7 protein-coding genes are annotated in these 13,475 nt (G+C 41.1%); all 7 read right to left on the reverse strand.

Annotated features, from left to right (window positions below; translation table 11 throughout):
• A partial coding sequence (locus tag VM802_RS17910) for an IS3 family transposase (protein WP_414647102.1) occupies nt 1-183 on the reverse strand: 183 nt, incomplete at its 3' end.
• 263 nt (nt 184-446) lie between these two features.
• Nucleotides 447-923 (reverse strand): hypothetical protein, encoded by a 477-nt coding sequence (locus VM802_RS17915; RefSeq protein WP_325533004.1) that lies wholly within the window; start codon nt 921-923, stop codon nt 447-449.
• Between the two features lie 10 nt (nt 924-933).
• On the reverse strand, nt 934-5,334 hold the full coding sequence (locus VM802_RS17920; RefSeq protein WP_325533006.1) for a DUF6443 domain-containing protein: 4,401 nt from the start codon (nt 5,332-5,334) through the stop codon (nt 934-936).
• 43 nt (nt 5,335-5,377) lie between these two features.
• Nucleotides 5,378-8,911 carry a DUF5977 domain-containing protein gene (locus VM802_RS17925; RefSeq protein ID WP_325533008.1) on the reverse strand — a complete coding sequence of 1,178 codons (3,534 nt, stop codon included), beginning with the start codon at nt 8,909-8,911 and terminating at the stop codon, nt 5,378-5,380.
• A 523-nt stretch (nt 8,912-9,434) separates the two neighbouring features.
• Entirely contained in the window at nt 9,435-9,605 is a 171-nt protein-coding gene (locus VM802_RS17930) for a hypothetical protein (protein WP_325533010.1), read from the reverse strand.
• Between the two features lie 68 nt (nt 9,606-9,673).
• Nucleotides 9,674-10,543, reverse strand: a complete 870-nt coding sequence (locus VM802_RS17935) for an isocitrate lyase/PEP mutase family protein (RefSeq protein WP_325533012.1) — start codon at nt 10,541-10,543, stop codon at nt 9,674-9,676.
• Nucleotides 10,544-10,783: 240 nt separating this feature from the next.
• Nucleotides 10,784-13,366 carry a bifunctional YncE family protein/alkaline phosphatase family protein gene (locus VM802_RS17940; protein WP_325533014.1) on the reverse strand — a complete coding sequence of 861 codons (2,583 nt, stop codon included), beginning with the start codon at nt 13,364-13,366 and terminating at the stop codon, nt 10,784-10,786.
• Nucleotides 13,367-13,475 lie beyond the last annotated feature (109 nt).

Consider the following 13,475-nt stretch of genomic DNA (forward strand, 5'->3'; position numbering starts at 1 on the left):
GTTGTACCAGATTTCTATATATTCAAACACAATTAACGCTGCCTGCTCTTTATTGATGAATTTATGCTGATACACGCACTCTGTTTTCAGCGATTTAAAAAAACTCTCAGCAACTGCATTATCCCAACAATTGCCTTTGCGTCCATGCGTGATAGTGTTCTTTTCTATGAGAAATTGAGAAATGACCGCTTAGAAATGCTCCGAATAGCGACCGAACAAGAACATTCCGCCAAAGTTCTGAGGAAGAAAGCTGGTGGGATGGACCGGTAGGTGTCTGCACCGCAGTACCATTAAAACGGGAAGAAAAGTAGCGGTGATCCCGCCACTTTTCTTCCCGTTTTATGTATTCGTTACAAGCCAAAAGTCTTCTGCAGGCCCCACGTTATTTGGTAAGCTATAATCAATATAGTCCTTTAATACCTTATAGCAGATAATGAATATTACCGTCATAGCCTCTCCAGATCAAATTCAATACCATCCAGCGGTATAACCCTTTCTAACTCCGAATCATTATCGATGATAAGTACATATTTAAACTCTGGTTCCAGAGTATAAAATCCGTCTTTAAAACCTACAAGCTTTTCAAATGAAACTCCTTTTAAGATAACAACTTCGTCATTCAATACATCATAAACACCAGGTTTACTATTTGATCTTATAATAACTTTAAAATTTGGCAGTGCATTGGGATCTGTGATTCTACTGCTAGCGCCATTAAAGTCGGCACCTTCACCAAATACTTCTAAATACTCATTGAGCTTTAATACTTTCCGTTCTACAAGTATTTCCCAATTGCATTGTAGCCAGTCATTTATTGAATCTTCATCAGAAGTATAGTCTCTATCAATGAGCAATGGGTAAGCTACACTCCAACTTCTATTCAAGAAATCGGCGAATTCCCTAATTGCTTTATCTATATTCATATTCTATTCTTTATTTTAAGAAGTTTTTTAGAAAGTTAATTTCGCCCTCTGTTGGGGCACGTTTAAATCCTTTTGAACCTGGCAGGAAATTATCGAATTTAACTTTTTGAAGTATACCAGCTGGGGCATCAGGGTGGGACTTAGGAACCCATTCCTTTACCCTGGCTGAATTAATATCAATTTTACTACCGTCTTTGAACATAACTTCCACTGCCTTCCCATCTCTTCCGGTTCTAGTTGCGGTATTGGCGATTTCCTTTCCAAAGATATTTGTGGTTCCCTTCGCTGCTTGTTCAGCGATATTGACTCCCTCATTTGCAGCCGTTGGGCTTACTTCGGCAGCAAGCATCGGTCCATTCAAACCAGTAGCCTTTCCTGCTGGTGTTAAAGATGCGACAGCAACTGCACCTTTAGCCACACTCCAATTTAGAAATCTACCACTTGATCCTTTGTCAAAAGTAAAATTCTGAGAAATCTCGGCTGTTCTTGCTCCAAGATCATCAGTAGTTTCTTTTACACTATAGACGACACGAGGCCCCATTCCATTGATCGAAGTTATTTGACTAAATAAAGCAGAAATAAGATTTTTTATACCTGCTTTAATTTCGAGAATGGCTTTCCCATTATCATAGCCTCCTCTGTTTGTTTCCACAGTTAGAGGATCGCCTGGCCCGGGTCCAGGTTCGTCGCCAAGAAAGTCATTGTAGCGAATAGGATTATCATAATTCGAGGCAAACGGACTCCACATCTCCATATTCTCAATCTTGGGGTCTATCTGATTCCATCTCCCTATTTGAGGATCAAGATTCCTAAACTGGGCATCATACATGTTAAGATCCAGTTCAGTGGTGAATTCTATCCCATTATATTTCTTGCGATTTTCAGGATAATTAATGCCTTTCAGTGCATTAGCACTTATCCCAGCCATTGTCAGGCCGAACGGATAGTAATGAGTTTCCTCTAATAAAGGGCCTGGATTATGATTAACAACAATATTGTCAAAGAACACATCTTGTGCGCTTTCATTGCTGGTATATACATAGAAAAAGCCAGATTTATTAACGATTATCTTATCAGTAGCTAGTATTTGCAATTCATCTGGTGAACCCTGCACTTGTTTCACACCACTATTCTGGTCTACTAATTTAAACTGATCGTCGAAAAAAACAAAGTTTAGATACGACTTGGGTTTATCTGGTCTGTTCTGATCCGGATCTTTTTCTTTCAGCTGCTGATAATTAGCACTGGTGAAATTTGAAGTAATGGGAGAGCCCGGACCAGATCCACTACCATGCACTCCATCTGCAGCAATGCCAGGAGATGCAAATGTCTGTAGTAATGCTGTGAGCATATCTGAAGAAGATGCACTGGAAGTGTTTGTGCTAGTGGATTTATAAAATGCTTTGGTACCTAGCTGGATGGTGTCTCCTGCCATTACCCGCAATACAATCGATGGGCCAATTTTGGGGCCGTTACCTTGAGCATTGAGTTTCGATACATACTCATTAGGACTGGTAGTATTATCCTGTGGATAGCCTACGGGTTTAGGAGCACGGGTATTGTCAATATTACTGAAAAGGGCATTTTCCCGTGGAGATGCTACCGTTTCCATACTGGCACCATAGGAGTTCAGGGTAGTCTGATCACTGAGAACCATCCGAATATTACCCAGATGATCTTTTATAAAGTAGTCATATACATAACTCACAGGTTGTCCGGTTATATATACTGGACGGATTCGGCCTTCTTCATGATTTATATACTGGAGGGTATCGTTTACGTACAGGAAGCCACTACTATAGTCAGTAGTGGTTGTTTTACCACTGCCGGTAACATCGGTAACTTTCTTGCTTAACTTATTACCGCCTGCGTCATAAGTATATTCTATATATCCTATTCCTAGTATGGTTATGCTATCAGGGAGATTCAGGTGGTTGTAATGATTTACGATTAATTGTTTGTTCAGATCCCTAGTGAGGTTCCCGTTGGCATCATAAACATAGTCCTGCCCCTCATTATTGATCACCTCTTTAAAGTCACCTAATTTGCTTTGTGGGTCATTTGCTCGATCCGTTACAAAGAATAGCTTATTGGTGTTGGGAATGTATTGGTATTTTAGGCTATCAATTGTTTTAACAAGGGTACCATTTAAGCCGCGTTGATTCATAAAAAGGATATTCCCATTTGCATCGTAGGAAAGCCCTCTTACTGAAAAATCTGCCTGATCACTTGTCCAACCAGCATTATCAGTGTTTTGTTGAGTGAAATCGGCAACGGTAATACGATTAGCTTTGTCGTAACCATAGCCATAGGCACGAGAAATACCGTTACTCCGACTTTTCCATTTGGCACCGGCGATGTTCCCGTTATATTGATTGGTCTGGAATCCATAATCATAGCTTAAATCCTGCCCAAACCAATTACTACCACTACCGGGAGTAGTTACATAACTTTTATTGATACCCTTCAACCATCCCCTGATATTGTATTCATAATTCAATGTTTCGAGTTGGGATGTACCCACAACTCCTAAACGTTTATTTTGAAGCTGGCCCAACTCATCATAATTGTTGGCTGCAATAGTCCTTTCCTGACCTGGATTGCCGTTTATTCTTTTCTTTACATTAAAAAGTCTGCCGGCAGCATCATAGTTCATTACAGTCAGTATCGCATTCCAGGGCGTCTGACCACTACGCGGATTGCTATGACGCAGGTAGGTGCTAAGTGTTTTGCCATTGAAATCATATAAAGTAGTAAGTGTGTCTTTCCCTCCCGATATATTATCGCTGATCACCTGTATAGTCCGCCCCTTATCATTGTAATAAGTTGTAGTAGTCAACCATTGGTTAGTGCCGAGCACCCTTACTTTAGTACCAGTTATGAGCCCCTGTGTCTTATTCGTCGTTCCTGTAATGGGCTCTGCATAGAGGTTATCTCCTGCTTGAGGACCATTAAAAACATTGGAGGCCGGAGCTATTACGCCGTCATAATCATATTTATCATAGAATGTATAGGTAAGTGGGGTGAGATCCTGTTGTGCGATACCTGGTAATGGGTTGGAAACGGATATGTTCATTGTTCCACCTATTAATGACGGATCAATGAAGGCATCCCTGTCATTACCAGCCCCAGTATCAAAACCATCCACCATATCGACGCTATTGGTTGCCTTATAGGTACTGCGATCATCAACAGCCACTACCAGATCTTTAACGCCTGGGTATTGGTAGGAGGTATTTCCATCAGAAAGCGCAGCATCCATAGAAGCCTGTAGTGTTTCCCTGGATGCCCCTGAATTATATAATGCAGTTTCCACCGGCCTGTTTAGTTTGTCATAAAAGGTAACCAGCCAGCTATTTCCAATCGGAGGTCGCATATTACCATCGCGTGTGAATACCAGTCTGTCGCGGACATCATATATCATTTCAGTTGAATCTGCACCAGGAACCTTTTTCATAATTAGGCGGTTACGACTATCATACCGGTATTGAAAACAAAGTTCTGCCGCAACTGTAGAAATATTCCAGTCGCCAGTGATTTTCTCTACTGCCAGTGGAGGGATTACAAAGCGAACGTTATTCAAGTCATCATATACATAGTAAGTACATAGCCAGCCCATATGTGCAGAGCCTGAAGAGGCAGAAATTTGTACTTTCTTTAGCACCACCAGTCCTTCCTTGTCCTTAAATTCTATAATCTGATTACCTGTTTCGTCAGTAGTAACATTTTTGTAGAGCTGACCTGCGTCGTAAATAGCCGGGGTGATAACAGTATTGCCGGATACACTCCATAATCTCACAGAGTCATTTACTGTATTGATTTGATATTGCTGATTAATTCCATGATTGTTAGGTTTAGCCCACGAGTTACCAGCTGCATAAGTGTTCAATACGCGATTAAGTGGAGATGTCTCGTATTCGACCTGACTGTAAAAGATGTTCTCACCCTTTGCGCCGGGATTAAGCAGGTTATCTTCGTAAAATACTTTTTGGGACTGAAAAGGATCTGTCTTGAATTTTCCATCATTTGTATTGCCAGCCTTTGGTGTATAAGGGAGATACTTGTATTGCTCTCTTCCAAATTCATCATAGACCACTGGTGTAACCAGGTCATTACCGATAGGACTTATCCCTTTTATTACTGTCTGTAATGGCCTCCCCAAGCCATCGAAATACTGTGTGCTTTGTTTGACAGTCTTTACATCAGTCGAACTGATTATTGTTGCAGGATCATTGATTGGTCCTGCGGGTTCCCAGGTCCTCACGTAATTTACTGCAGGAACATTATTGACAGAAGGCAGGGCTACTGGAGAAGCTGGCAACTGAGTTCCTCCGGTGGGTATATTTTGAGCCACAGCATTGCTAAAGATAATGCTGCAAAGAAATCCAAGAAGATGAATACGCTTGATCATAACTATAATATCAGCGATGACAAAATAATTTTTTAAATGCCAGTTAGCATGCAGTTACACTGGTATAATACTTTGGACTGGTACTACCATCCGAGAAGCGATAGAAGTACCCATTTTTACATTTCCCGCCAGCCTGTGGCTCCTGGAAGTATTCTTTTGTACCCAATTCGCAGTTGCCATTGATCAGTTTATACCCTTCCTGACCACAGGTACAGGTACCATTCTGATTTGCATAATTCTGTCCATTGGCATTTATATCCGCTTGTGCCTGCTCATTGGCTTTGGCCACACTTTCGGTAGAAGTATATTTCCCCTTAGGAACGGTATACAATACATATCCACCAATGTAACCAGGAGAGCAGTTATTACGCGTGAATCCCTGACTCATGTTGTCATTTACATAGTATGTAAGACAGGAGCCATTTGTATTTGCATATTGCTGGCCATTAGTAACCATTTCATTGATTGCCAGCTGATCTGCATCTTGCTGCGAGTATGCTTTATACTTGCCTTGTGGTACTGTATATACGACTGCCGCCCCGGAACCACTCTGACAGTCATTTTTATAATAGGTGGCACTTTGTGCAGTGTTGTAATAAATGTAAAGGCAGGCGGCATTTGCATTTGCGTAGTTTTGTCCATTAGCTGTGACATCTGCTTCGGCCAGATTATCCGCTTCCTGCTGGGACTGAAGAGAGCCGTATTTGCCTTTAGGCACTGTATAAATAACAGTTAGAGGGTCGTATCCGGTGGAACAGTTATTCCTGGTAAATGCCCTGTTAATCTCGCTGTTATAGAACACCTGGTCTGTACACTCCGTCTGTTGACCAAGATAGTTGTAGCAAAACAACTTGAGGATTTTCCCGTCTATATCTCTTATCAGCCGCAGACGCCCCATTCCATCATACTCATAGTAGGTTGTTCTTCCATCCGGGGCTGTTTCACTGGTAATACCGATCAGTGGTAAATAAGTGTACCCGGAAATCTGCCATCCAGATGAATTGTCCCTTAACTTTTGTATTTCGTCTCTCAGCTGCTGATCGCTTGCGGGATTCTGTATTATACTCTGGTTAACAAGCGGTATCACCTGGTCATAAGAAGCACCAACCACCCTTGCAACAGGATATTGATTGCCATACCCCCAGAGGTATACCTCGTGAATGTCCTTGGTCTTTGATTGTTCCAAGATATTGTTTCTATTATCATAGCGATGGTATTCAAGCCTGGTATCAACATTACTACTCCCATTCTGTATCTGTATATTGGACGTGTTGATATTTCTCAGAGTAGCATCAGTGAAAATATAATTGCGGAAGGTCTTGAATATCTGTCTGCTGTCATGGTTAATAGTTTCAGTAACCCAATAGCTTTTCATATTCCGTGCCTGCATAGAGTCATAAACAGCCGTACCGCTAAAGTCGTAAGGAAATTGTTTGCTGATAATGACATTTTCATTCTTGCTGTTTATAGATGTCGTGCTCACTGCAGTCAGACTCTGGACATCATTATATGTATAGTTCAGGGTTGTTACCAGAGGAGTGCTATTTACCCCGTTATATTGTTTCGTCACAGTTGAGGTAAGCAATACTGGTACTGAGTTCAGAGCAATACTCACTTGTTCAATGTCATAGGGGGAGCATATGGAACCTATGCCTCCGCCGCATGCCGAGTGAAATCCATTTATTTCTTCCTGTCTTATGGAAAATGCAAGCCCCCAGGTTCTTGTAATGCGTGGATGGTTTACATCTGCGAACAGGTCACCTGGTTTTAAATTATCAAATTGGTTATAGGTATTTTCAGATGAGCTGACCAATTCAAAACCACTGTCAGTTTTTTTGTATGTCAGCTCTTTGGACAAAAGAACAGAGGTATTCCATAGCCCCACAAAATTACTTACCGCAGGTATGAGGTTGTAGTATTCTTTCTTTCCCTGTATGCTGTTAGTACCGAAATACTCGGTTACTTTCGGATACCCTTCTTCAATGTTCGTGTAATAATAAGCATCATATAGATCAGTGAAACATTCAGAGGTAGTTATTGTATAGAAACAGCGTCTGATCGCAGCGCTACTATTCTGGCAATAAGTACTACTGTTAAACATTCTCTTATCGAACCTGAACCGTTTTTTGAATGATAGCTGTTCCTCATACTCATAGCTTCTGATATTGAACTGTTTTCCATCTAATGTATAGTCAGTTATTGTTCTGACACGCAGTGGTGTTTTGTACCAAAGCCTGTTTCTTTCATACTCTATCTGCGTATAACCTCCTGTAGGATATGTTACTTTTTCCAGCATACATGCTTTCGGTTCCCGGGTATAATATCCGATGGTATCTCTTTCCAAAGATAATCTGCCAGGAAGGGGCATGGGATTGTAACCAAATTTATAATCTTCAGATTGAGTGGTTCCTGGTATTACTTTCTTTACTGATGTAAGCTTAAGATAACAGCCATTAGGAGCCGTACTATCCCCAAAATAACTGTATGTAAACTGTAGCTGCTTCCTGAGAGCATACCTATGGTCATACACCTTTACTTGGTCAAGCTTTTTTCCTGTATTGCCGCTGGAATAAGTATCAATCAAGTCTTTTCTGTCAGAATAGCTAAACTCTATTTTACCTTTGTTACCTGCCACTATTGAATCCAACAGCAGTTCTTTATACCGGTCTCCATTTGGTCTGTTGTCTTCTGGAGGCCAGGAAATATATCCAACACATCCGCCCACCTGACCCTCATATTCAATTTTCATCCGACGCCCTTCCGTCAGATACTGTAAATCGATAGCATTGTAATAAAACTTGATGCTGTCATTGGCAGCGGTTATGATTTTTGTCAGATATGCAGCCTTTCCCCAAAATTTATTAAAGAAATATACATTCCCATCGGTATCAGTAACTGTAAATCCTCCACTGGTTATATCCTCCTCTCCACCACTTCCGGTTTGGATGTCTGATAGTATTCTGAGGTCAGAGGCAGGTATGGTAAAGCCTTTTTTATCCTTCAGGAAAAATTTTTTGTTCAGAGTAGGCCCACTAGCTGTATAAATATCGGGTAGGTAATTGGAGAATTCCTGCATGTTTGCCATCAATTTGGCTGTACCAACGTCCTGAGAGTTGGTATAGGTGCAATAGCCTCCACATACTGAGCCACAGTTAGACAGCTGAAAATACTTTCTATAGCCCGGTGCGTCCGCATTATTAGTAACCAATGTGTAATCATTACTACCGAATCGTTGAAAAGTAATATTGGTGACTGCATTCAGATTCCATCCCAATCCAACTGTACCGGCCACGCTCCTCACCGGCATTCCCTTGGCTGTATAGGATAATGCTATCGGATACCTGAATCCCTTCAATTCGATTTCATAGATGGGAATGGATATATTCGGGCTACCTGACTGATATGACATTTGTATATTGCCAAATTTTTCGATGCCAGCGGCTACCGGCGTCTGACGATCTGTTAATACAGTAAGGGCATTGCTGAATTCTATTTTCTGGCTGCGGGCCTGACTGGTAATAAACAGCTGGATGAGCATCTGGCATAGGACCGCCACACTAATTCTGGTTGAAAACATTTTCTTATACGTTTATTTTTCATTGTCTGTAAGAAATCCAAATCTTCTCTCAGAATGAGCCGACATTGTGTGCTCTTCCGATGGAGGCTAATACAGGCAAAATTTAAAATGAACATCCCTTGTCTGAGACATAGGTATGATAGACTCTCTTGATTCACATTTAAGGCCGGGGTAACTGCATTTATTTCATATGGCCAGGATTTTGGGTCATTATCGATTACACAGGTAAAATACTCTGATTAAGGGATATTTTACTTTCTCCAAACAATAGTCATACGAAGGAAGTACATTTTTTTGAGATTTCAAATAGCTGAATATGAAATATTTATAAGCAAGATTACATTGTGAGTTGTAGTCTATTAAAGTTGATTGTTCACTGCGCACTCTATGTGCATACCTAGTTTGCTATCCTAAATGGGGGAGGTAAGCTCGCTTCCTCCGGAAATCACAGGACCAGCAGGAGAGAGCTGCTTGTCCTGTGATTTGTTCTGGAGGGTAACTTTATGATTAACCATTTAGGTCATTAATAGTCATGTTGCCCTTCAACAGGTGCAAGTTGTCTAATCAGGTATTCTTTTATTTCTTCTGCAACTTCAAGTATTTTATCCTTTTCAGCATTACTCAGTGCTGGGATTAGCTTACCATTGTCATTGGTCGTATCTATCCCTCTCATTTTTCGATAGAGAGTCGGCATGCTATAGCTGCATTCTTCACATATTCTGTTTCGGGAAGTAATATTGTTCCCTTTAGTTGACTGCTCCTTTATTTAGTCTGGCCTGTCGCCATTTTATAAGCTAATATAGTCTCGGAAATCGGTGTCATTGCGTCTAATAAAATACTGCTAGTTCCCTCGGCTGATATCTCATTGGCTACTTTTTTAATTAGGGCTAAAGTAGCTTTCATTAAACTTGATCCCAGGCTTAGTCTGGCAACACCCATATCTTGTAATTCACGGACAGAAGGGGGCACGCCTTCTCCAATTGTGGGATTTGAAAGAATATTAATTGGGGCATTAATCTCCTTCACTAGCATAGCAATTGTTTCTTTTTCCCATACAGGCTGAACAAATATGCAGTCCGCACCTGCTTCCCGGTATTTGTTACCACGCCGTATTGATTCGGATAATTTTTCTTTGGGTGAACCAAACGAAGTATAGAAAGAATCCGTTCTTGCATTAATTACTAAGTGAAAGCCCAGTGAGTCTGATAACGAACGGATAGCTGCTATTCTATCACAGAATTCCACCTCGTCAATTAATACCGGACTCATATTGATGCTGTCTTCGATATTTATTCCAACAATTCCTGTAGCAATTATCTTTTTAACTGAATCTATTATTTCATCCAAGTTGTTTCCGTATCCGGCTTCTATATCTACAGTTACAGGTGCTTGTACTCCTTTTACAATGCCGGTAATAATTTCAAGCATCTCTGATAATTGCATTATCTGGCAATCAGGGTAACCTAAAGAGGCGGCCATTCCCATACTTGTTGTTGCGATAGCTTTATAGCCACATGCTTCTATTAACCTGGAACTTCCGATATCCCATGAATTTAACAGCACCAAAATTTCGTCGTCATGATGAAATTTCAGAAACTTTTCAGCTTTTTCTTTTTGAATATTTGAAACCATAATCCTGATATTCTAATATAATAAACGAACTTTTTTCTGAATAGACATTGTCGTCCCGGATACATTAACAAGTTAACGTATTCCATTAAATAGAAAAACAGTACTGCGGATGAAAGGTTAGCATTCACCGATTAGGTTATTACAAACTCATCCCTTGCTTTTTAGCATCAGAAAGTAAATCAGGGGATGAGAGCAATCCCATCCCGAAGTATATTTCAGGATGGGATATTGTACATTTTCTTAATCATTATCTTCTCCGGATTTGGGGTCTGCTTTCAGACCGAGGGCTTTTAAGCCCTTTTGATGTGCGCCGAAATATGCTTTTGGGAAGGGTTTGTCGCCATGTATAGTAGACCATACATATTCACTAAATAGCAATGCATCCTTATCGATCAGATCGGGTCTGGAGAAATCCATTTTCTGTGTCAGCGGAGCTAACCTGGCGGTAGTTTTACTTTTGATCATGTCCCTACGGGGATTCAGCTCATTGATGGGGACGGAAGGCGTCAGGCAATTATAGGTCGTATAGTCAGGATCTTGTTTAAAGCACACAGTCATTAACGGAGCGGTAGCGACCAGTTGGTTCATAGGTGGTACGCCGAATATCTGGCAGATGGTATGCAATACGGATGATTGATTGTAAAAATGACTGATGATAGTGTCTCGCTTTACCTGAGGCCCTGCCACCATACATATAGAGCGGTGTCCGTCTACATGGTCTGTACCACTTTGGGGATCATCCTCATTGATGAAAATAGCCATATCCTTCCAGAAGGAGCTTTTCGAAAGCGCTTCCACCACTCTGCCTGTTGCCCAGTCATTGTCAGTTACATAGGCGCGTGGAGTAGGGTTTTCCTCACTATACCCACTGGTATGATCATTTGGTAAATAAACGATTATAAATTCAGGCAGATTACCCGCTGCTTCATATTCCTGCAATGCTTTGATAAATACGTCGGCTCTAACCTGATCGGTAATATTCATGTTCCAGCCGGGGTAACGCAAGTCACTGTATTTCTCCAGACTTTTCATTGCATATGAGCACTGGTACCGGGCAGAATCATTTTTATTTTTCCAGGCGTTATATACATCGGTCCAGGTTTTTCCTTTGGTTATTTCAGCGAGATCTGTTTCTCCAAAATTTCTGAATGAAATGCCTTTGCGCAGTAAGTGATTCCAAATGAAACCGCAACCTGCATAAGACAAAGGATCTGTGCCGAAATCATAAGCGCAATGCCCATTTGAAAAATCTTTTTCATGGTATGGAGTAGTAATCCCCTGGATAGCCCATTGGTGCCCATCGCTTGAATTGACACCGTTGCAATAGTAATTGTCCAGCAGCACAAATTGCTTTGCAAGTTCGTGTGTGTTAGGAGTTATCTCTTTCCCAAACTCGACCAATTTAGGGTCACAGTTACCTTTGCCAAAATCACCCAATACCTGATCAAATTTTTTATTCTCTTTAATAATATACACTACGTGTTTTATTGAAGATGGTTCGCCGATATTATCGGGGATTGGTTTAGGTCTGACATTTACATTGGCTCCGGCCTGTACTCTTAGTAATTCTATAAAATGAAACCCTTTGCTGGCTATGGTTGTATAGGTATCTAATTCTGCTTTATTGCCGGGAAGTGCCACTTTTTGGATCTGTCCTTTCAAGGCCGTTACGTTTCCAATAAATAAATTGTTTCCGGCAATACCTATAGCACCCGGAAAGCCACCCGCTGCAATAAAGCCATAAGGCGCTTTTTGCGGATGTTTCGGATCAATGAGCGCAATTGAATTGTTTCCGGCATTGGCCGCAAACAATGTTTTCCCGTCGGTACTAAAGGCCAGCGCTGTTGTCAGGCTGCCATAGGGGAGAGAGGGATCTGGTTTGGTGTTAATGGTATGTACGACTTTTAAAGTCTTTATATCTATTACACTAATGCCGTCGCCGCTCTCATCTGTAACATAAAGTAATTTACCTTCGGGAGACAATGTCATTGATTCGGGATGGATGCGTGTAGCAATCTCTGTAATCTTTTTTCTTGACTGAATGTCAATTACTGTAACGGAGCCTCGCAGTGCAACTGATCGTTCATCCACCGCAACGTCTGTTCCTGCCGATTTTTCCGTTCTATCTCCTTTCCCAGGATACGGGCCTCCAAAATTACTTACGAATGCGAGCTTTTTGTCTTTACTGATGATGACTGCATAAGGGCAAACACCTACCGGTATCCTGTCTAATACTTTGCCTTTAGAAAGGTCAACAACGGCAACTTCATTCGTAATGGCGAGGGCAACAAAGGCGATATTATTATTGCATAACCCGATTCCTAATGGGTTGTTTTTTTTATTATTAGCGGATAGATCGATTTTCTTTGTAAGCGTAAAGATGCCTGTTCTGCTAACATGGCCTACATATAAATTCTTTTGCAACCCGGTAAAATATAAAGTAGAATCGTTGTCATCTACGGCAAGGCCATTCATTGAGCCTGATTCCTTATCGGGATAGTCGAAGTTACTAAGTGGTTTAAAATCTTTTGCATCAATAAAAGTCAACTGCCCATTGTTTTTTGCAATGAGTATATGCTGTTGGTGCGCGAATTCCAGATTCAATATCCTGGTTCCTTTTGTTAAGTTGAGGCTTTGCCCTGCGGGACTCAGTAACTGGCCATTTGCCAGCAGTTTATCGCCTGCTAAAGAATGGCTCCAGGCGGTATCTACAGGTTTTCTGATATCCTTATGCGGTTCTGTTACCTGCGCTTGTATGGTTTGCGCAACCAGTAAAAAGCAAGCAAAGATGATTTTTGGAGAAAAAGGGTGCCCCGTCTTCATAATATTTTAATTGAAATGAAATGTTATCAGAGAACGTATTCCCGAATTGAGTTACGGACTTAAAAACACAGTAGCTGGATCAACTCCGGATGAATGAGATAGTACAAAG

The sequence above is a fragment of the Chitinophaga sp. genome (assembly GCF_035538455.1).
In the GTDB taxonomy this organism is placed as follows: Bacteria; Bacteroidota; Bacteroidia; order Chitinophagales; family Chitinophagaceae; genus Chitinophaga.

Bases quoted from the DNA above. Each gene is read 5' to 3' on its own strand.
- VM802_RS17915 (WP_325533004.1), bottom strand. From the start codon at position 923: ATGAATATAGATAAAGCAATTAGGGAATTCGCCGATTTCTTGAATAGA.
- VM802_RS17920 (WP_325533006.1), bottom strand. From the start codon at position 5,334: ATGATCAAGCGTATTCATCTTCTTGGATTTCTTTGCAGCATTATCTTT.
- VM802_RS17925 (WP_325533008.1), bottom strand. From the start codon at position 8,911: ATGTTTTCAACCAGAATTAGTGTGGCGGTCCTATGCCAGATGCTCATC.
- VM802_RS17930 (WP_325533010.1), bottom strand. From the start codon at position 9,605: ATGCCGACTCTCTATCGAAAAATGAGAGGGATAGATACGACCAATGAC.
- VM802_RS17935 (WP_325533012.1), bottom strand. From the start codon at position 10,543: ATGGTTTCAAATATTCAAAAAGAAAAAGCTGAAAAGTTTCTGAAATTT.
- VM802_RS17940 (WP_325533014.1), bottom strand. From the start codon at position 13,366: ATGAAGACGGGGCACCCTTTTTCTCCAAAAATCATCTTTGCTTGCTTT.